The 20,390-nt window shown below is 74.3% G+C and carries 16 protein-coding genes; 9 read left to right on the top strand and 7 right to left on the bottom strand.

Going from position 1 to position 20,390, the window contains the following annotated elements; genetic code table 11:
• Positions 1–8: 8 nt before the first annotated feature.
• Both ACH436_RS00925 and ACH436_RS00920 read right to left on the bottom strand, forming a co-directional pair.
• Entirely contained in the window at positions 9–1,190 is a 1,182-nt protein-coding gene (locus tag ACH436_RS00925) for a D-alanine--D-alanine ligase family protein (RefSeq protein ID WP_430558305.1), read from the bottom strand.
• Positions 1,191–1,294: 104 nt separating this feature from the next.
• Positions 1,295–2,932, bottom strand: a complete 1,638-nt coding sequence (locus ACH436_RS00920; protein WP_430558304.1) for an AMP-binding protein — start codon at positions 2,930–2,932, stop codon at positions 1,295–1,297.
• Between the two features lie 232 nt (positions 2,933–3,164).
• On the opposite strand from ACH436_RS00920, the gene ACH436_RS00915 reads away from it, so the two are divergent.
• The 3 genes from ACH436_RS00915 (at position 3,165) to ACH436_RS00905 (ending at position 6,904) form a co-directional block, all read left to right on the top strand.
• The gene (locus ACH436_RS00915) at positions 3,165–4,574 is read left to right on the top strand and encodes a hemolysin family protein (protein WP_430558303.1); all 1,410 of its coding nucleotides are present in this window, start codon (positions 3,165–3,167) and stop codon (positions 4,572–4,574) included.
• Positions 4,571–5,599, top strand: coding sequence for a hemolysin family protein (locus tag ACH436_RS00910; protein ID WP_430558302.1), 1,029 nt, complete (start codon positions 4,571–4,573; stop codon positions 5,597–5,599). Before ACH436_RS00915 ends, ACH436_RS00910 begins: the two co-directional genes overlap by 4 nt.
• 129 nt (positions 5,600–5,728) lie before the next feature.
• On the top strand, positions 5,729–6,904 hold the full coding sequence (locus tag ACH436_RS00905; protein WP_430558301.1) for an acyl-CoA dehydrogenase family protein: 1,176 nt from the start codon (positions 5,729–5,731) through the stop codon (positions 6,902–6,904).
• Between the two features lie 16 nt (positions 6,905–6,920).
• Here ACH436_RS00905 and ACH436_RS00900 read toward each other — a convergent pair whose 3' ends face one another.
• Positions 6,921–7,880 carry an aldo/keto reductase gene (locus ACH436_RS00900; RefSeq protein WP_430559127.1) on the bottom strand — a complete coding sequence of 320 codons (960 nt, stop codon included), beginning with the start codon at positions 7,878–7,880 and terminating at the stop codon, positions 6,921–6,923.
• Between the two features lie 57 nt (positions 7,881–7,937).
• Between ACH436_RS00900 and ACH436_RS00895 the strand changes: the two genes are divergently transcribed.
• The 4 genes from ACH436_RS00895 (at position 7,938) to ACH436_RS00880 (ending at position 12,941) form a co-directional block, all read left to right on the top strand.
• Positions 7,938–9,371 carry an MFS transporter gene (locus ACH436_RS00895; RefSeq protein ID WP_430558300.1) on the top strand — a complete coding sequence of 478 codons (1,434 nt, stop codon included), beginning with the start codon at positions 7,938–7,940 and terminating at the stop codon, positions 9,369–9,371.
• Entirely contained in the window at positions 9,368–10,930 is a 1,563-nt protein-coding gene (locus tag ACH436_RS00890; protein WP_430558299.1) for a pyridoxal phosphate-dependent decarboxylase family protein, read from the top strand. The genes ACH436_RS00895 and ACH436_RS00890 overlap by 4 nt, the downstream gene beginning before the upstream one ends.
• Positions 10,931–11,031: 101 nt before the next feature.
• Positions 11,032–12,189 carry a trans-sulfuration enzyme family protein gene (locus ACH436_RS00885; RefSeq protein ID WP_430558298.1) on the top strand — a complete coding sequence of 386 codons (1,158 nt, stop codon included), beginning with the start codon at positions 11,032–11,034 and terminating at the stop codon, positions 12,187–12,189.
• Between the two features lie 83 nt (positions 12,190–12,272).
• Positions 12,273–12,941, top strand: a complete 669-nt coding sequence (locus ACH436_RS00880) for a hypothetical protein (RefSeq protein WP_430558297.1) — start codon at positions 12,273–12,275, stop codon at positions 12,939–12,941.
• Between the two features lie 18 nt (positions 12,942–12,959).
• Here ACH436_RS00880 and ACH436_RS00875 read toward each other — a convergent pair whose 3' ends face one another.
• Genes ACH436_RS00875 through murA form a run of 3 tightly spaced genes read right to left on the bottom strand, consistent with a single transcriptional unit; the run spans position 12,960 to position 16,121 of the window.
• Positions 12,960–14,009, bottom strand: coding sequence for an NAD(P)H-dependent glycerol-3-phosphate dehydrogenase (locus ACH436_RS00875; protein ID WP_430558296.1), 1,050 nt, complete (start codon positions 14,007–14,009; stop codon positions 12,960–12,962).
• Complete coding sequence (locus ACH436_RS00870) at positions 14,006–14,764, bottom strand: lysophospholipid acyltransferase family protein (protein ID WP_430558295.1); 759 nt, start codon at positions 14,762–14,764, stop codon at positions 14,006–14,008. Before ACH436_RS00870 ends, ACH436_RS00875 begins: the two co-directional genes overlap by 4 nt.
• A gap of 40 nt (positions 14,765–14,804) precedes the next feature.
• Positions 14,805–16,121 carry a UDP-N-acetylglucosamine 1-carboxyvinyltransferase gene (murA, locus tag ACH436_RS00865; protein ID WP_430558294.1) on the bottom strand — a complete coding sequence of 439 codons (1,317 nt, stop codon included), beginning with the start codon at positions 16,119–16,121 and terminating at the stop codon, positions 14,805–14,807.
• Positions 16,122–16,358: 237 nt separating this feature from the next.
• On the opposite strand from murA, the gene ACH436_RS00860 reads away from it, so the two are divergent.
• On the top strand, positions 16,359–17,711 hold the full coding sequence (locus ACH436_RS00860) for an MFS transporter (protein ID WP_430558293.1): 1,353 nt from the start codon (positions 16,359–16,361) through the stop codon (positions 17,709–17,711).
• Between the two features lie 99 nt (positions 17,712–17,810).
• Here the strand turns inward: ACH436_RS00860 and ACH436_RS00855 are convergent, their stop codons facing one another.
• Positions 17,811–19,457, bottom strand: a complete 1,647-nt coding sequence (locus ACH436_RS00855; RefSeq protein ID WP_430558292.1) for a DHA2 family efflux MFS transporter permease subunit — start codon at positions 19,455–19,457, stop codon at positions 17,811–17,813.
• Between the two features lie 252 nt (positions 19,458–19,709).
• Between ACH436_RS00855 and ACH436_RS00850 the strand changes: the two genes are divergently transcribed.
• Positions 19,710–20,381: a DUF4287 domain-containing protein gene (locus ACH436_RS00850; protein ID WP_430558291.1), complete on the top strand. Its 672-nt coding sequence runs from the start codon at positions 19,710–19,712 to the stop codon at positions 20,379–20,381.
• Positions 20,382–20,390 lie beyond the last annotated feature (9 nt).

Raw genomic sequence — 20,390 nt, 5'->3', positions numbered from 1 at the left:
GCGACCGCTCAGCGCAGGCCGGTGGGCCGCTCCAGCGCGAGCTGGATGAGCTCGTCCACGAGGTCGGGATAGCTCACGCCCGAGGCCTCCCACATGCGCGGGTACATCGAGAACGGCGTGAACCCGGGCATGGTGTTGATCTCGTTGACGATCACGCGCTCGTCCGGGGTGACGAAGACGTCCACGCGGGACAGCCCCTCGGCCTCCACGGCCTCGAACGTGCGCACCGCGACCTCGCGGATCTCGTCGATCACCGGCTGCGGCAGCTCGGCCGGGCAGCGCAGGTCGACGTGCGCCTCGTCGAGGTACTTCGCCTCGAAGTCGTAGAACGCGTGGCTGTCGTGGTCGACGACGATCTCGCCGGGCAGCGACGCGCGCGCCCGGGCGCCGTCGTGCCCGCCGAGCACGGCGCACTCGATCTCCCGGCCGTCGATGCCGGCCTCGACGACCACCTTGGGATCGTGCTCGCGCGCAGCCTCGACGGCGGCGGGCAGGTCGGCCAGGTCGTCCACGCGGGTGATGCCGAGGGACGACCCCGCACGGGCGGGCTTGACGAACAGCGGCAGGCCGAGCGGCTCGACCGCGGCGACGCACGCGGCGCGGTCCCGCTCCCAGTCCCGGGGCCGGATCACGACGTACGGGCCGACCGCGAGCCCCTGCCCGGCGAGCACGAGCTTCATGAAGTGCTTGTCCATGCCGACCGCCGAGGCGAGCACGCCCGCGCCGACGTAGTGCACGTCCGACAGCTCCAGCAGGCCCTGCACCGTGCCGTCCTCGCCGAACGGGCCGTGCAGCAGCGGGAACACGACGTCGACCTCACCGAGCAGCGCGGGCACCTGGCCCGGCTCCAGCACCCGCAGGGTGCGCTCCCCCTGGGTGAGCGAGAGCACGACCTCGGCGCCGGAGTCGGCCGTCACCTCCGGCAGGCGACCGTCGGTGATCTGCCAGCGCTCCGGGTCGTCCGCGGCGACGACCCAGCGGCCCTCGCGCGTGATGCCCACGGGCACGACGTCGTAGCGGTCACGGTCGATCGCGCGCAGCACGCCGGCCGCGGTCGACGCGGAGATGGCGTGCTCACCCGAACGACCGCCGAACAGCACGGCGACGCGGGTCTTGCGGGGCGCGCCGTCGGCCGCCGGCGGGACGGCAGGGACGGGGCTCGTGGACGGAGCGGAGGTGGCGTCGGACATCGCCGCCCAACCTACCGGACCCCCGTCCGATGCTGTGAGCGGGAGACACGCCCTCGACACGCCGTCGGACAGGGCCGACTTCCCGCTCACAGCATCGCGACGGCTCAGCGGGTGCGCAGCTCCTTGCGCAGGATCTTGCCGGCCGCGGACTTCGGGATCGCGTCGACGAACTCGACGACGCGCACCTTCTTGTACGGGGCGACCTGCTCGGCGACGTAGGCCTGCACGTCGTCGGCGTCGAGGGCGCTGCCCTCGGCCCGCACGACGAACGCCTTCGGCACCTCCCCGGACTCCGGGTCGGGCACGCCGACCACGGCCGCGTCGGCGATCTCGGGGTGGGTGAGCAGCAGCGCCTCCAGCTCGGCGGGCGCCACCTGGTAGCCCTTGTGCTTGATGAGCTCCTTGAGGCGGTCGACGACGGTGAACGCGCCCTCGGCGTCGACCGTCACGATGTCGCCCGTGTGCAGGAAGCCGTCCGGCTCGAGCGTGTCGCGGGTGGCCTGTTCGTCGGCGAGGTAGCCCACCATGACGTTCGGACCGGCGCACAGCAGCTCGCCCGGCGCGCTGACCCCCTCCTGCGGCTGCGCGATCGGCTCCCCCGTCGCCGGGTCGACGATCCGGGCCGTCATGTTCGGCACCAGCAGGCCGACCGTGCCCGGGGAGATGTCGGGCCGGTCGACGGGCACGACGTGCGAGACGGGCGACATCTCCGACATCCCGTAGCCCTGCAGCACCCGGGCGCCCGGCAGCCGGCGCCCCACGGCCTCGGCCAGGTGCTCGTCGAACGGCGCCGCCCCGGACATGAGGAGCCGCACGCTCGACAGGTCGCGGTCCGCGGCCGCGGGGTGCTTGGCGAGCGCCAGCGCGATCGGCGGGGCGACGAAGAGCACGGTGGCCCGGTGCTGCTCGACGACGCGCAGGTACTCCGCGAGGTCGAACCGCGGCAGCGTGACGAGCGTCGACCGCTGGTAGATCGCGCCGTCCATCAGCACCGTCATGCCGTAGATGTGGAAGAACGGCAGCACCGCCGGGACGACGTCATCCGGCCCGAGCGGCAGGAACGCCTCCGTCTGCACCACGTTGGCCACGAGGTTGCGGTGCGTGAGCATGACGCCCTTGGGCAGGCCGGTCGTGCCGGAGGAGTACGGCAGGACGGCGAGATGGGTGCGGGGGTCGAACGCGACGTCCGGCGCGGGGTGCCCGCCCGCGAGCAGCTCACCGAGCGACGGGTGGCCGTCCGCCCCGTCCAGCACGACGACGTCGGCGGCGGCCAGCCCGGCGGCGTCAGCCCCGGCCTCGGCCGCCGGCAGCAGCGCCGAGACGGTCACGAGCGCCTTCGCCCCCGACGACTCGAGCTGCTTGGCGACCTCGCGCCCGGACGCGAGCGCGTTGATCGTGGTCACGGTGATCCCGGCCCGCAGCAGGCCGTGGAAGACGGCGACGAAGGCGGGCACGTTGGGGCTGTGCAGAGCCACCACGTCCCCGACCGCGAGCCCGCGGGCGGCGAACGCCCCGGCGATCGCGTCCACGCGGTCGCGCAGCTCTCCGTACGTCGTCGTGGCGCCGCTCGGGCCGTCGACCAGCGCGACCCGGTCGGCGTCGGCCCCGTCGAGCGACGCGAAGAGGAACTCGTACAGGCTGAGGTCGGGGATCTCGACGTCGGCGTGCGGACTGCGGATCACGGAACGGTCTGCGGCGGTGTCGGCGGTGTCGACGGCTGTGTCGGGCAGCGGGTCGGGCATGGCGGTCCCTTCGTGCGGCACGGTCCTCGTCGACCGTGTGTGCACCGGAGCGTAACGCCGGGAACCGTCGGCGCGGGAGAGACGTTGAGGCGATCGTGGACATCACGAACGACTCGAACGCCATCGCGGCGCCCGCGGCCGAGGAACAGGTCGCGCCCGCCGACGACCCCAGTCATAGTCCGGGCTCACCGCACCCCCCGGCTCCGCTCGACCCTGAGGCGGTGCACCACCGGTGACCGCCGTCCTCTCCCTCCTCCTCGGCATCCTGGTGATCCTCGTGATCACGGCGGCGACGGCGTACTTCGTCGCCCAGGAGTTCGCCTTCATGACCGTGGACCGCTCCCGGCTCGCCGCCCGCGCGGAGGCCGGTGACGCGACCGCGAAGCGGGCCCTCGCCGTCACCCGCCGCACGTCGTTCATGCTCTCCGGCGCCCAGCTCGGCATCACCGTGACCGGCCTGCTGGTCGGGTACGTCGCCGAGCCGCTGGTGGGCGACGCGCTGGGCACCCTGCTCGGCGGCGTCGGGGTCCCGACCGGCGTCGGCGTGGCCGTCGGCACGGTCGCGGCCCTCGTCGTCTCGACGCTGGTGCAGATGCTCTTCGGCGAGCTGTTCCCGAAGAACCTCGCGATCGCGCTCCCGGAGCCCACGGCCGTGCGTCTCGCGTCCTCGACGACGGTGTACCTCACCGTGTTCGGCTGGCTCATCGCCGTGTTCGACAAGGCGTCGAACGCGCTGCTGCGCCTGCTGCGCATCGAGCCCGTGCACGACGTCGAGCACTCGGCGACGGCCCGGGACCTCGAGCACATCGTGGCCGAGTCCCGCGAGAGCGGGGACCTGCCCGACGAGCTGTCCGTGCTGCTGGACCGCATCCTCGACTTCCCGCAGCACGACGTCGAGCACGCGATGATCCCGCGCTCGCGCGTCGGCACCGTCGAGCCGGACGTCACGGTGGGCGAGCTGCGCCGCCTCATGGCCGGCGGTCACTCGCGCTACCCGGTGGTCGACGGCTCGGACCAGGCGCTCGGCGTCGTCCAGATCGCCGACCTGCTGCGCACGGGCCTGCCCGACGACGCCCCCGTCACCGAGCTCATGCGCCCGGTGACGATCCTGCCGACGCTCATGCCCCTGCCCGACGCGCTGGCCGAGCTGACGCGCACCCGCAACCAGCTCGCCGTCGTCGTCGACGAGTACGGCGGCTTCGCGGGCGTCCTCACGCTGGAGGACCTCGCCGAGGAGCTCGTGGGCGAGATCACCGACGAGCACGACCCCGCCCTGCCCGTCACCGTGACGGCCGAGGAGGACGGCGCGTGGGTGATGGGCGGTGACGTCCACCTGGACGAGGCCGAGCGCGCCATCGGCCACGACCTGCCGCGGGGCGACCACGAGACCGTCGCGGGGCTGCTCATCGCGGCCCGCGGCGCGCTCCCGCACGCCGGCGACACGATCACGGTCGAGCTGCCCCCGGACCCGGCGGACCTCGTGCACGACGAGCCCGTCGAGCGACGGCTGGAGGTCGACGTCATCACGGTCGAGCGGCACGTGCCGCACCTGGTGCGCGTCCGGCTCGTCGAGCCCGACGGCGCCGCCGCGGCCACCGTGACCGCCACCGAGGACGCCGCGAGCAAGGAGGAGGACCGATGAGCAACCCCTGGGTCGTGCTCGGCGCGACGGTGGCGATCATCGCCCTCAGCGCCTTCTTCGTGGCGGTCGAGTTCGCCCTGCTGGGCGCGCGCCGCCACCGGCTGGAGGACGCCGCCCCGAACAGCAGGTCGGCGCGGGCCGCGCTGCGCAGCTCCTCGGAGCTGACGCTGCTGCTCGCGGGGTCGCAGCTCGGCATCACCGCGTGCACGCTCGCGCTCGGCGCCGTGACCAAGCCGGCCGTGCACCACTGGCTCACGCCGCTGTTCGCCGACTGGGGCGCCCCGTACTGGGTCGCCGACGTCGCGGGCTTCGTGCTGGCGCTGATCATCGTCACGTTCCTGCACCTCGTGGTGGGCGAGATGGCGCCCAAGTCGTGGGCCATCGCGCACCCCGAGCGTTCCGCCACCCTGCTGGCCCTGCCGATGCGGGCGTTCATGTGGGTGACGCGGCCCGTGCTGCGCTGGCTCAACGCCCTCGCCAACCGCTGCCTGCGGCTGGTGGGCGTCGACCCCGTCGACCACGTCGAGGGCGGTCAGGACCCGGCGACGCTGCGCCAGCTCGTGGAGCACTCGGCGAACGTCGGGGCGCTCGAGGCGGCGTACTCCACGCAGATCTCCGGGGCCCTGGAGCTCGAGACCCTCACGGTCGACGCCCTCGTCCCGCAGGGGTCGACGCCGACGGCCGTGGCCGTGGGCGCCACCGCGGCGGACGTGCGGGCCGCGTCGGTGGCCTCGGGCCACCTGCGCATCCTCCTGGGCTCCGGTGACGGGGTGCAGGGCGTCGTGCACGTGCGCGACACCCTGCTCCTCGACGACGGCGCCCCCGTGGACGAGGTCGCCAGGCGTCCGTTCGTCCTGGAGGCGACCACGACGGTGCACGCCGCGCTCGCGCAGCTGCGCGCCGAGGGCGAGCAGCTCGCCCTGGTGCGTCGCGACGGGCACGTCGTCGGGGTCGTGACCCTCGCGGACGTCCTGCGCCGGCTGCTCCCGCAGCCCGAGCCGGCCGCCGCGACCGCCGCGGTCTGACCTCCGCGGTCCGCCCCGCGGCGACCGCCTCACCCACCGGGCGTCCGGCCGGCCTCGTGCCGGCCGGGCGCCCGTCGTCGTCGGGTCGGCTCCCGGTGCCGGCCGGTCCGCGCGGCGTACGGTAGGGACATGCCCGTGACCTCGCCGTTCACCCCCGCGCGCCAGATCCTCACCGACGAGCTGCTCGAGACGATCCGCGGCCGTGCGGCCACGCACGACCGCGACAACTCGTTCTTCGACGACGACCTCGCGGACCTCAGGGCGGCCGGCTACCTGCAGGCCATGGTCCCCGAGCACCTGGGGGGCGCCGGGCTCACGCTGCGGGAGGCCGCGCGGGAGCAGGCCCGGCTCGCCGGCGCCGCCCCCGCGACGGCCCTGGCGGTGAACATGCACCACGTCTGGGTGGGCGTGGCCCGGTTCCTGCACGAGCGGGGCGACGGCTCCCTGGACTGGCTGCTGGAGGAGACCGCCCACGGCGAGGTCTTCGGCTTCGGCTACTCCGAGGCGGGCAACGACCTCGTGCTGCTCGGGTCGCGCACCGAGGCCCGGCCCGACGGCGAGGGCGGGTACGCGTTCCACGGCACGAAGATCTTCACGTCGAACTCCCCCGGCTGGACCCGGCTGGGGGTCATGGGCCTCGACGACACGGACCCCGACGACCCGCGCATCGTGCACGCCTTCGTCACCCGCGACGGCGGCGGCTTCGAGATCAAGGACGACTGGGACACGCTCGGCATGCGGGCGTCGCAGTCGTGCACGACCGTGCTGGACGGCGCCCACGCCCCCGCGGACCGGGTGCTGCGCCGGCTGTCCCCCGGGCCCAGCCTCGACCCGTACGTGCTGGGGATCTTCACGTCGTTCGAGATCCTGCTGGCGAGCGTGTACCTCGGCATCGCGGACCGCGCGCTGGCGCTCGCCGTCGAGACGGTGGGACGGCGTCGTTCGATGAAGACCGGCAAGGCCTACTCGCAGGACCCGGACATCCGGTGGCGGATCGGCACCGCGGCGCTCGCGCTGGACGGCCTGTGGCCGCAGCTCGACATGGTGGCGGGCGAGGTCGACGCGCAGGTCGACCGGGGTGCCGGGTTCTTCCGCTCGACGGCGGGGCTCAAGGTGCGTGTCACGGAGACGGCCCGGCAGGTCGTCGACGAGGCGATCCGCTGCTCCGGCGGCTCCACGTACTTCAACCGCTCCGAGCTGGGCCGCCTCTACCGCGACGTGCTGGCCGGCATCTTCCACCCCAGCGACGACGAGTCCGCGCACTCCACCGTGGCCCAGTCGGTGCTCGGCCCGCTGGAGGACTGACCCGCCTCCCGAGCTGTCAGGACGAGGCCCCGTCCAGCCGGGCGAGCTCGTCGGGGGTGAGCTCCAGGGTCATCGAGCGCAGCAGCGCCGCGAGCTGGCCCGTGTGGCGGGCGCTGGCGATCGGCGCGACGACGGTCGGCTGGGCGCGCAGCCACGCCAGCGCGACGGACGCGACGGGGACGTCGTGCGCGGCGGCGACGTCGTCGAGGGCGGCCAGCACGCGCCGTCCGCGGTCGTCGAGGTAGCGCGCCGCACCCTGGGCGCGCGGGCTGTCGGGCGCCTCGCCGTCGCGGTAGCCGCCCGCGAGGAAGCCCGCCGCGAGCGCGTAGTACGGCAGCACCCCGAGACCGTGGTGCTCGGCGACGGGACGCAGCCCGTCCTCGAAGCCGCGCTCCACGAGGTTGTAGTGCGGCTGCAGGGCGACGGGGCGGTGCAGCCCCCCGGCGTCGACGGCCGCGAACCACTCGTCGATCCGCTCCGGGGCGTAGTTGGAGACGCCGATCTCGCGCACGAGGCCGTCGTCCACGAGGGCGGAGAACGCCGCGGCGGTCTCCTCGATCGGGACGTCGGCGTCGTCGAAGTGCGCGTAGTACAGGTCGATGCGGTCGGTGCCGAGGCGCTTCAGCGACGCCTCCGCCGCGGCGCGCACGGTCGTCGCCGCCAGCCCGCGGAACTCGGGGTGCGAGGAGACCTTGGTCGCGACCAGCACGTCGTCACGGCGTCCCGTGCGGGCCAGCCAGCGCCCGATCGTCGCCTCGCTCTCGCCGCCCGAGTTGCCCGGCACCCAGGCGGAGTAGCCGTCGGCGGTGTCGATCATGCGGCCGCCGGCATCGGCGAACGCGTCGAGGACGGCGAAGGAGGCCGCGTCGTCCGCCGTCCAGCCGAACACGTTGCCGCCGAGCACGAGCGGTGCCGCGTCGAGGTCGAGGGAGCCGAGCGCGGGGCCGGCCGGGGCAGAGTTCGTCGCCTGGGTCACAGTACGCACAAGGCCGACAGGAGCCGTGGCATTCCCGGACCGCTACGATCCCGCGTCATGACGCTGCGCAGGGGCACGGTCGCCCGGTACGCCGTGGGGTCCGTCGGCACCGGCGGGTTCGCGACGCTGCCCGGGCTGGTGCTGGTCTTCTACCTCACGGACACGCTCGGCGTCGCGGCCGGGCTGGCCGGCCTGCTGGTCACGGCGGCCAAGGTGTGGGACGTCGTCATCGACCCGCTGATCGGCGCCGCCAGCGACCGCGAGCACGCCCGCACCGGCCGGCGCCGGAGGCTCATGCTGGTGGGCGGGCTCGCCCTGCCGGTCTTCTTCACCCTGACTTTCGCGGTGCCGGCCGGGCTCGGGTCCGCGGGCGCGGCGGTGTGGGTGCTCCTCGCGTTCCTCGCGGCGGCGACGGCGTTCAGCCTGTTCCAGGTGCCGTACATCGCGCTGCCCGCCGAGCTCGCGGACACGTACGACGCCCGGACCCGCCTGCTCACCGCGCGGGTCGTGGTCCTCACCGCCGCCATCCTGCTGTTCGGCGGCGGCGGGCCCGCGCTGCGGGGACTCGGCGGCGAGGACGAGCGGCTCGGCTACCTGCTGATGGCGGTGGCCGCGTCCCTGGTGCTCGGGGCGGCGCTGCTCCTGGCGTCCACGGTCGAGCGCTCCGCGGGGCCGCCCGCCCCGCCCCGCCCGGTCCCGCCGCGAGCCCGGCTCGCCGCGCACTACCGCGAGGGGCTCGGCCTGCTGCGCACGAGCCGGCCGTTCCGTACCCTGCTCGGCGCGTTCGTGCTGCAGGCCCTCGCCACGGGCGCCATGCTCGCCGGCGCCCAGTACGTGGCGACGTGGGTGCTGCACGACACCGCCGCCGTGACGTTCCTCTTCGTCGCCCTGGTGGGGCCGGCCCTCGTCGTGACGCCCGCGTGGGGCGTGCTTGCCCGCCGCGTCGGCAAGGAGCGCGCGTTCCGGCTGGCGTCGGCGCTCTTCGCCGTGGCGGCTCTCGCGCTGCTGCCCCTCGCCTGGGCGCCCGGCGCCTGGGTGTACGCGCCCGTCGCCGTCGCGGGTGCCGCGTACGCGGGCATGCAGTCGCTGCCGATGGCGATGCTCCCCGACGTCATCGCGCACGACGCCCGCGCGACGCGCACCGACCGTGCCGGCGCGTTCGGCGGCGTCTGGACCGCCGGCGAGACCACCGGCATGGCGCTCGGCACCACCCTCCTGACCGTGGTGCTGGCCGGCACCGGGTACGTGGAGTCCACGGCCGGGCAGTCCGTCGACCAGCCGGCCGCCGCCGTGCTCGGCATCGTGGCGTCGTTCAGCCTCCTGCCCACCCTGCTGGTGGCGGCGAGCCTCCTGCCGCTGGGGCGCTACCCGCTGCGCCGGGGCGACGTCGACACGCACGACGCCACCGGCCCCGGCACCCCCGACGACGCACCAGGCCCCGGCGCCGCCCGCACCGACGACCCCGCGCCCCGACCCCAGGAGGCCCCGTGACCCACCCCGCCCAGCCCGCCGACGCGCTCGACCTGGCCCAGGACCCGGCCGCCGTCCTCGCCGCGCTGGCCGCCCTGCGCCGCCACGACGCGCCGACCCACGGCGGCCGGGTGCTCAGCTACGTCTACGACCCGGGCGTGCCCGAGCTGGACGCGCTCGCCGGTGACGCGGCGCGCGCCATGCAGCCCGTCAACGGTCTCGACCCCACGACGTTCGGCTCGGTGGCTGCCCTGGAGCGCGACGTCGTGGCCTTCGCCCGCGACCTGCTGGGCGGCGACGCGGACACGGTCGGCACGGTGACGAGCGGCGGCACGGAGAGCTGCCTGCTCGCGGTGCAGTCCGCGCGGGACACGTGGCTCGCCGTCCACGGACTGCGCCCCGGTGAGGCGCGCCCGCGGCTCGTCGCCCCGGTGACGGTGCACGCGGCGTTCCAGAAGGCCGCGCACCTGTACGGGCTGGAGCTCGACCTGGTGCCCGTCGTGGCCGTGGGCTCGACGGCGGGCGCGGTCGACGCCGGGGCCGTCGGCGCGCGCCTGGCCTCGGGCCCGCAGGGGGCCGCCGACGTCGCCCTCGTCGTCGTCTCGGCACCGTCGTACCCGCACGCCGCTGCCGACCCGGTGGCCGACGTCGCGGCCCTCGCGGCGGCCGCGGGCGTGCCGGTGCACGTGGACGCGTGCATCGGCGGGTTCGCGCTGCCGTTCTGGCCCGGGCTGCCCGCCTGGGACCTCGGCGTGCCCGGCGTGACGAGCCTCAGCGCGGACCTGCACAAGTACGCCTTCGCCCCCAAGGGCGCGTCCGTGCTGCTGCACCGGGACCGCGACCGCCAGCGCGCGCAGTACTTCGCCACGACGCGCTGGCCCGGGTACCCCGTGGTGAACCCGACGCTGCTCGGGTCCCGCTCGGGCGGCCCGCTGGCCGCCGCGTGGGCGATCCTGCGTGCCCTCGGCACCGACGGGCTCGCGACGCTCGCGGGCCGCGCGCGGCACGCCACGCTCGCCCTGCGCGACGCCGTCGACGGACCCGCCGGGATCGACGGGCTTCGCGTCGTCGGCTCCCCCGCCGGCCCGCTGCTCGCCGTCGCCGCCGACGACGGCGTCCCCGCAGAGGACCGCGTCGACCCGCACGTCTGGGCCGACGCCGTCGCGGCGCGCGGCTGGGTCCTCCAGGCGCAGCCGGGTCTCGACCAGGCGGACGGCACGCGGCTTCCGCACACCACCCACCTCACCGTCACGCCCGTGACCGCGGGCGTGCTCGACGAGCTCGTGCCGGCGCTGCGGGCGGCGGCGGACGAGGTGCGGGGCCGGCCTCGGCCGGACGCCGACGCCCTGCTCGGCGCCCTCCCGGCCCTCGACCCCTCCGCGCCTCTCGACTCCGCGACGGCCGCAGCGCTGCTGGACGGCATCGGGTTGGGCGCGGTCGGCGGTGACCCCGACGCAGCGCCGGGCGTGGGGCCCATGGCGCCGCTGCTGGCGCTCGTCGAGGCGCTGCCCGCGCCGCTGGTGGAGCGCCTCCTGGTCGAGCTGCTGGCCCGCCTGGTGGAGCCGCGCCGCGCCGCCTGAACGAGTTGTCAGGGCGCGCGCCACGTATACCGAGCGCTGGTCCTGACAGGTCGGTGGGACGGGGCGTCGTCGCCGGGGCGCGCCGTCGTACGCTGCGCAGCATGACGCACGACCCGACCGGACCGCAGGCGCCGTTGTCCCCCGCCACCCTCGCCGTCACGGCGGGCCGCCCGCCCCGCGTCCAGGGCGGCCCGGTGAACCCGCCCGTCGTGCTCAGCTCCACCTACGTCAACCAGGGCGTCACCGCGCCGGGCGAGCTGCTGTACACACGGATGGACACCGAGACGTGGCACCCGTTCGAGGAGGCCCTCGCCGCGTTGGAGGGCGCCGCGCACGGCGTCGCCTTCGCCTCCGGGATGGCCGCCGTCATCGCGGCCGTGGGCGACGTGCCCGACGGCGGCGCGGTCGTCGTGCCGCGGCACGCCTACCAGGTGTCGCTGGGCTACCTCGACGACCTCGCGGCACGGCACCGCGTGGACGTGCGCCGGGTCGACATCGCCGACACCGACCAGGTCGTCGCGGCGCTCGACGGCGCGGACGTGCTCCTCGCCGAGTCGCCGACCAACCCGATGCTCGAGGTCGCGGACCTGCCCGCTATCCTCGCGGCCGCGCGCGAGCGGGGCGTGCGCACCGTCGTCGACAACACGTTCGCGACGCCGCTCGGCCAGCGTCCGCTCGACCTCGGCGCGGACGTCGTCGTGCACTCGGTGACCAAGTACCTCGCCGGCCACTCGGACGTCGTGCTGGGCGCCGCCGTCACCCGGGACGACGAGGTCGCCGCCGGGCTGCGCGCGTACCGCACGCTGCACGGCGCCATCCCCGGCCCGATGGAGGTGTGGCTGGCGCTGCGCGGCCTGCGGACGCTGCACCTGCGGGTGGAGCGGGCGAACGCCTCGGCGGCCGCGCTCGCCCGCCGCCTCGCGGAGCACCCGGGCGTGGCCGAGGTGCGGCACCCGTCGCTGCCCGACGACCCCGGTCACGCGCGCGCGGCCGGCCTCATGAACGGCTTCGGCGCGATCCTCGGCGTCCGCCCGCACGGCGGTCCCGCCGCCGCCGACGCCGTCGTCGCCGCCGTGCGCCTCTGGGTGCCCGCCACGTCCCTCGGCGGCGTCGAGTCCACCCTGGAGCGGCGCCGGCGGTTCGCGACCGAGTCGCCGACCGTGCCCGAGGACCTGCTGCGCCTGTCCGTGGGCGTCGAGGACGTCGAGGACCTGTGGGCCGACCTGGACCAGGCGCTGCGGAGCGGGGCCGTCGCCTGAGCCCGGTCTCGCGGTGCGCTCCCGCCCGCGGCTGTCTACGGTCGTGCCACCGCCGCGCGGCGGCCGACACCAGGGGGAACGCCATGACCAGCACCAGGGCCCGTCCGAGAGCTCGTCGTGGCGCGGCCACGGCCGCGGCGGCACTGCTCACCCTCGCGCTCGGCGCGTGCGCCGGTGACGCACCCGACGTCGACGGCCCCGGCTCGGCGCCGTCGGCGTCCCCGGAGCCGACGGATACCCCGGCGGCGAGCCCCACCGGGGACGACCCGGCCGGCGACGATCCCCCGACCGACGTGCCGTTCGCGGCCGACACGTCCGCCGACACCGCCGACCCGAGCCGCGACGCGGCGCTCGTCGTCACGGACGTCCGGGTCGCCCGGCACGACGGGTTCGACCGCGTGGTGCTCGACCTCGAGGGCGAGGGCACCCCCGGCTGGAGCGTCGAGTACGTGGACGTCGCCGCGGACGACGGCAGCGGCGAGCCGGTGCGCGTCGACGGCGACGGCGTGCTCCAGGTGCGCCTGTCCGGCATGGCGATGCCCGGCGAGGACCCGGACATCACCGAGTACGACGGCGCGACGATCGACCCCGAGGACACCGAGGCCGTCGAGGAGGTCGTCTACCGGTTCTGGTTCGAGGGGTACACGACGGCGTTCGTCGGGGTGGACGAGCCCGGCCTGCCGTTCCGCGTCTTCGCCCTGGAGGACCCGGCGCGCGTCGTGGTGGACGTGCAGGACCCCGGGGAGGACTGACCGCCGCGGCGGCGGGCGTCAGCCGCCGACGCCCTCGGCCTTCTGCGGGCGCGAGAGCAGCCCGCGCGCCATCTCCTCCACCGGGAGGCCCTCGTAGAGCACCGCGACGACCCCGGCCGTGATCGGCATGTCCACGCCGTGCTTGAGGGCGAGGTCGAGCACGGAGCGGCAGGACTTGGCCCCCTCGGCCGTCGTGCCGGTGGCGGTGACCGCCTCCTCCAGCGACATCCCCTCGCCGATGTGGCGCCCCAAGGTGTTGTTGCGCGACAGCGGCGAGGTGCACGTCGCCACGAGGTCTCCCATGCCTGCGAGCCCGGCGAAGGTCGCGGCGTCGGCGCCGAGCTCCAGGCCGAGCCGGGTGATCTCCACGAGCCCGCGGGTGATGACGGTCGCGACCGTGTTGGAGCCGAACCCGCGCCCCTGCGCCATGCCCACGGCGAGGGCGATGACGTTCTTGACGGCGCCGCACAGCTCGACGCCGACCACGTCGTCGTTCGTGTACGGACGGAAGTAGGAGTTCGAGCACGCTTCGGCGACGAACCGTGCCGCCGACGCGTCGGAGCACGCCACCACGGTCGCCGTGGGCTGGCGGCGGGCGATCTCCGCCGCGAGGTTCGGGCCCGACACCACGGCCACCCTCGACAGGGGGACGTCGAGCGCCTCGACGATGACCTGGCTCATGCGCTCGTCCGTGCCGAGCTCCACGCCCTTCATCAGCGAGACGATCACGGCGTCGGGCTCCACGAGGTCGCGCATGCCGGTGAGCGTGGCGCGCGACACCTGCGACGGCACCGCCACGACGACGATCTGCGCCCCGGCCAGCGCCACGGCGGCGTCGGTGGTGCCCGTCATGGGCGGCAGCTCGATGCCGGGCAGGTACTTGGCGTTGGTGCGCCGGGTCGTGACCTCGTCGGCCACGGCCGCGTCCCGACCCCACAGCCGGACGTCGCAGCCCGCGTCGGCGAGGACCATCGCGAAGGTCGTCCCCCAGGACCCGGAGCCCAGGACGGCGACACGGGTCGGCGTCGACGGGTTCCCGGACGAGGGTGCGGTGGTCGGGTTCGTCATGGGCGCTCCACGGGCGGGTAGACGGTCTGCTTGCGTTCGTACTCAGGGTGCTTGCGCAGGTCGAAACGGGCGGCCGGGGCCGCCTCGCCGCGGACCTCGGCGAGCTGCACGGTGATCGCGTCCATGACGCGGTTGGTCGCCTCGCGCAGGGTCTGTGTGTCGATCGGCCGGTCGTACAGGTCGGACAGGTCCACGGGCGGCCCGGCGACGATCGTCACGGGCTTGCGCGGGAACGGGCGCAGCAGGCGACCGTACCGGGGCAGGATCTTGTGGGCGCCCCACTGCGCGACGGGCACGACCGGGAGCCTGCTGGCCAGCGCCATCCGTGCGAGCCCGGTCTTGCCGTCCATGGGCCACAGGTCGGGGTCCCGCGTCAGCGTCCCCTCCGGCAGGATCGCGACGCAGGCGCCGCTGCCGAGCTGTGTGCCCGCGTCCTCGAGCGACCTCGCCGCCGCGGACGTGCCGCGGTCCACCGGGATCATCCGCGTGGCGCGCAGCACCGACCCGACCAGCGGCGCCGTGAACAGCCCGCGCTTCGCGAGGATCCGGGGCTCGAACCCCTTGTCGAAGAGGTAGTGCGCCAGGGTCAGGGCGTCGAACTCGGTGACGTGGTTGGCGGCGGCGATGAACCCGCCCTCGCGGGGCAGGTTCTCCGCGCCGCCGTCCCAGTCGTAGCGGACCATCGAGAACAGCAGCGGCCGCACGATACGCGCGACGAGGCGGTAACCACGGGAGTCAGGACGGGCGATCGGCACGGGGCCAGAGCCTACCTCCCGGCCCCGTGGTCGAGGTGCGTCAGCCGCGCGAGACGTCGGCGCCGAGCGCGACGAGCTTGTCCTGGAAGGACTCGTACCCGCGGTCGATCAGGCTGATCCCGCGCACGGTGGAGGTCCCGTTCGCCGCCAGCGCCGCGATCAGGTGGGAGAACCCGCCCCGCAGGTCCGGCACGACGATGTCCGCCGCGGACAGCGGCGTCGGGCCGGAGATCACCGCCGAGTGGTGGAAGTTGCGCTGCCCGAACCGGCAGTCGCGACCCCCGAGGCACTCCTTGTAGACCTGGATCGTCGCGCCCATCTTGCGCAGCGCGTCGGTGAACCCGAACCGGTTCTCGTACACCGTCTCGTGCACGATCGACAGCCCCTTGGCCTGCGTGAGCGCCACGACCAGCGGCTGCTGCCAGTCCGTCATGAACCCCGGGTGCACGTCGGTCTCCAGCACGATCGGGTCCAGGTCCCCGCCCGGGTGCCAGAAGCGGATCCCGTCCTCCTGCACGTCGAACCGGCCGCCGACCTTCCGGAACGTGTTGAGGAACGTCATCATCTCCGGCTGCGTCGCGCCCTTGATCGTCACGTCGCCACCCGTGGCCAGCGCCGCCGACGCCCAGGACGCCGTCTCGATCCGGTCGCCCAGCGCCGTGTGCGAGTAGCCCTCCAGGCGGTCCACGCCCTCGATGCGGATCACCCGGTCGGTGTCGACGGAGATGATCGCGCCCATCTTCTGCAGCACCGCGATCAGGTCCATGATCTCCGGCTCGATCGCCGCACCCGTGAGCTCCGTGATGCCCTCGGCCCGCACCGCGGTCAGCAGGAGCTGCTCCGTGGCGCCGACCGACGGGTACGGCAGCGAGATCTTGGTGCCCTGCAGGCGGCGCGGCGCACGCAGCTGGATGCCGTTCGGCATCTTGTCCACCACGGCGCCGAACTGGCGCAGGATGTCCAGGTGGTAGTTGATCGGCCGGTCGCCGATCCGGCAGCCGCCCAGGTCCGGGATGAACGCCTCGCCCAGCCGGTGCAGCAGCGGCCCGCAGAACAGGATCGGGATGCGGCTCGAGCCCGCGTGCGCGTCGATGTCCGCCACGTGCGCGGACTCCACGTTCGAGGGGTCGAGGTCCAGGATCCCGGCGTCGGGGTCCGACTTCACCGTCACCCCGTGCAGCTCCAGGAGCCCCGTGACCACTCCCACGTCACGGATCTGCGGCACGTTCCGCAGCACGCTCGCCGACTCGCCCAGCAGCGACGCCACCATCGCCTTGGAGACGAAGTTCTTCGCCCCCCGCACCGTGATGGTGCCCTCGAGAGGAGTCCCGCCGTTGACGTGCAGCAGATCGTTCATGTCGTCGTGTTCGTCCCGTCGTTACGGATGCAGTGGTGCCGGGTCGCGTCGGTCGTGTCGGCCCAGCGGCGCCGTCGATCCTGCCTCGCCCGGCACGGCCGTGCCAACACGCTCCGCGGCGGGCTTATTCACGTTCACCACACCTTCACGCCCCGGGCACCCGCACGCAGCGGGACGCGATCCGCACTCTGAGACGAATGTTCATGATGCGGGACGGCGGTCGTATCGTCGTCGACCATGTCCACCTCCGTCACGTCGGGTGCCACGAGCGCACCGACGCCGGCCGTCAACTCGCGCGGCCGCGTCGTCGTCGCCTCGCTCGTCGGCACGTCCATCGAGTTCTACGACTTCTACGCGTACGCCACCGCCGCCACGCTCGTCTTCCCCGCGCTGTTCTTCCCGAACCAGGACCCCACGACGGCGCTGCTCGCGTCGTTCGCCGCGTTCGGGGCCGCGTTCGTCGCCCGGCCCGTCGGGTCGGTGCTCTTCGGCCACTTCGGCGACCGGATCGGCCGCAAGCGCACGCTGGTCGCCTCGCTCCTGACGATGGGCATCGCGACCGTGGTCATCGGTCTCATCCCCAGCGCCTCGACGCCGGGATGGGCCGTGCTCGCCCCCGCCGTCCTCGTCCTCTGCCGCTTCTGCCAGGGCCTGGGCCTCGGCGGCGAGTGGAGCGGCGCCGCGCTGCTGGCCACGGAGAACGCTCCCGCCGGCAAGCGCGCCATCTGGGGCACGTTCCCCCAGCTCGGCGCCCCGATCGGCTTCATCCTGGCCAACCTCGTGTTCATCGGCCTGTCCACGTCCCTGAGCGAGGCGCAGTTCCAGAGCTGGGGCTGGCGCGTGCCGTTCCTCGCCAGCGCCATCCTCGTGATCGTCGGTCTGTGGGTGCGCCTCAAGCTCATCGAGACGCCGGCGTTCCAGAAGGTCGTCGAGGCCGAGGCCGTCGCCAAGGTCCCGGTCGCCGCCGTGTTCCGCACCTCGTGGCGCAAGATCGTTTCCGGCACCTTCATCATGCTGGCGACGTACGTGCTCTTCTACCTGATGACGACGTTCACCCTGACGTACGGCACCACCCCGGCGTCCGACGTGCCGCCGGGCCTCGGCTACGACAAGGTCGACTTCCTCTGGATGCTGATCATCGGCGTGGTGTTCTTCGGCATCTTCACGCTGGTGTCCGGCCCGCTCGCGGAGCGGTTCGGCCGCCGCGGCCACCTCCTCGTCGTCACGGGCGCGATCGCCGTCTTCGGCCTGCTCTTCGTGCCGCTGTTCGGCGGCGGGACGACGGGCGTCATGGCCCTGCTCATCCTCGGCTTCACGCTCATGGGGCTGACGTTCGGCCCGATGGCCGCCATCCTGCCCGAGCTGTTCCCGGGGAACGTCCGGTACACCGGCTCCGCGATCGCGTACAACGTGTCGTCGATCCTCGGCGCCGCCGTCGCACCGTTCATCGCGGTCTGGCTGTGGGGCATCACGGACTCGCCCGTGCTCGTCGGCGTCTACCTCTCGGTGATGGCCCTCGTCACCCTCGTGGCGCTCTTCCTCGAGAAGGACACCACGCACGTCGACTTCACCGACGACGTCGGCGTCTGATCGGGCGTCCGACCCGAGGCGACACGACGGCGCCGCACCTCCGCCCGGAGGTGCGGCGCCGTCGTCGTGATCCGGGCGCGCGGGCGCCGGTCAGCGCGGTCAGCGCGCCGCCGCGACGGGCTCGCGGTGCTGCACCGGGGACATCGCGGCCGCGCTCACCACGCCGATCACGAGCACCGCACCGACCAGCAGCAGCGTCTGCGCCGCCGCGTCGGCGAAACCGGCGAAGAACGCCTGCTGGGCCGCGGCACCCACCTGCTCGGCGACCGAGGCCGGCACCGAGTCGGGCAGCTGCACCGACCCCACCGCCGTCGTGCCGAGGCTGCCGCTCGCCTGCGAGATCCCGTCCACGAACGCCTGGCGGTACTGCTCGGGCAGCTGCGTGGCCAAGTCCTGCGCCGCCGCGGGGACGGTCACCCCGAGGCGCGCCGAGAGCGTCGCGACGACGACGGCGGACCCGATGACGCCACCCACCTGGCGGTTGGTGTTGAACGCGCCCGCGCCCGCGCCGGCGGTCCGCGCGTCGAGCCCCGACGTCGCGAGGTTGGACAGCGGCGAGAACGTGAGCCCGGTGCCGAGGCCGAACAGCGCCATCGGCCACAGCAGGACGTACGGCGACAGGTCGGGGGCGAGCACCGCCGCGAGCCAGAGGACCGCGCCGGCGATGGCGGCGAACCCCGCCGCGACCACCCACTTGGCGGGCACCCGGTCGGACAGCCGCCCGGCGAACGGTGCCACGACGCCGGACACCAGCGAGCCGGGCATCATCACCAGCGCGGCGCTGATGGGCGTCAGGCCGAGGATCGACTGCAGGTAGATCGTCAGCGGGAAGAAGATCCCGATCATCGCGAACGTGACGACCATCCCGTCGACGTTGGCGAGCGAGAAGTTGCGCGAGCGGAACAGCCGCAGCGGCAGCAGCGCGCGCGGGCCCTGGCGGTGCTGCCACCAGACGAAGACCCCGAGGACGAGCACGCCGAGGCCCACCGTCGTCCACACGGAGAACGGGCCCCAGATGTGGCCCCAGTCGAAGTTCTCGCCCTCCTGCAGGCCGAAGACGACGGCCCCGAGGCCCAGCACCGACAGCACCACGCCGAGGGGGTCCATCGTCGTCCCGTGCGACGGCAGGTGCGGCAGCCGCGCCACCGAGAACCAGAGCGCCGCGACACCGACGGGGATGTTGACGTAGAAGATCCACTCCCAGCCGACGGTCTCCACGAAGACGCCGCCCAGCAGCGGGCCGGCGATCGTCGCGACGCCCGCCGTGGCGCCCCACAGCCCCATCGCCGCGCCGCGCTGCGTGGGCGGGAACACGCGGGTGATCATCGACATCGTCTGCGGCGTCATCATCGCGGCGCCCACCCCCTGCACGACCCGGAAGCCGATGAGCCAGCCGATCTCCGGCTGCTGGCCGAGGTTGCCGGAGAAACCGCACAGGAACGAGAACGTCGTGAACACCACGAGCCCGACGATGAAGACGGCCTTCTGGCCGTACCGGTCGCCGAGCCGCCCCGCGAGCAGCATGAGCACCGCGTACGACAGCAGGTAGGCGCTGTTCACCCAGCCCACCTCGATGAGGGAGGCCGAGAACTGCTCGGTCAGGGTGGGGATGGCGATGTTCACGATCGTCGTGTCGACCATGATCATGAAGAAGCCGAGGATGAGCGGCGGGAGCACGCTCCACGCCGACCTGCCCTGCAGGTCGACCAAGGGGGTCACCGGGGCACGCCCGGGAGAGGTGGACATGCGACGAGAGTGGCACGCGCCACCGACGCACGCGCGGCTTCGCGCGGCGTCCGGGAAGGGCCTCTATCCTGGTCGGCAGGGCGGCGCGTCCCGCCCGACCCCCGGACCGGCGCTCGCGCCGCCGGGACCGCGCGAGCGGTGGGGGCAGAGGGGACCTCGAGTGCTCGACGCGGTCAGGACACCGTGTTCACCGGTGCCTGCCGGCGGGCGCGAGCCGCGGGTGGCGCACCGAGCGAGCACGCAGGAGTCCTCATGACCACGCAGGAGTCGTTCAAGAAGCGCGTCCGCGCGCGCATGGCCGCCACCGGCGAGAAGTACGGCGCCGCGCGCCGCACCCTCCTTGCCGCAGCCACCGCCCCGGCAGGTGCCCCGCGAGCCTGGGTCTCGGAGCCCGACCTCTCCGACGACACGATCCGCGAGAGCACCGGCCGCGGGTGGGACGAGTGGGTCGCGCTCGTCGACGCCGGGCCCGGCCGCGACGCCGGGCACACCGCGATCGCCGCCTGGCTGGTCGACGCGCACGGCGTGTCCGGCTGGTGGGCGCAGTCCGTCACCGTCGGCTACGAGCGCATCACCGGCCTGCGCGTGCCCGGCCAGCGGCCCGACGGCACGTTCTCGGTCAGCCGGTCGCGGCTGCTCGACGTCGACCGCGACGCGCTGCGCGCGCTGCTCGACGACGAGGCCGGCCGCGCCGACCTCGTGCCCGGTCTCACGCTCACGCCACGGTCCCGCCCCGGCGTGAAGAGCCCCCGGTTCGGCGTGTCCGACGACGACGGCGAGCACGGCGTGGCGATGTTCTCACCGGACCCGGTCGGGTCGCGGCTGCGCCTGACCGTGACCCACGAGCGCCTCGGCTCCCCGGCCGAGGCCGAGCTGTGGAAGGCGTACTGGGCCGACTGGTTGGCGGCGCTCGACGACGCCTGACGATCACCC

It is taken from the genome of Isoptericola sp. NPDC019693 (genome assembly GCF_044389085.1).
GTDB lineage: Bacteria > Actinomycetota > Actinomycetes > Actinomycetales > Cellulomonadaceae > Isoptericola.
Note: the sequence above shows the minus strand (reverse complement) of the source record. Positions and strands in the feature narration are given on the sequence as shown.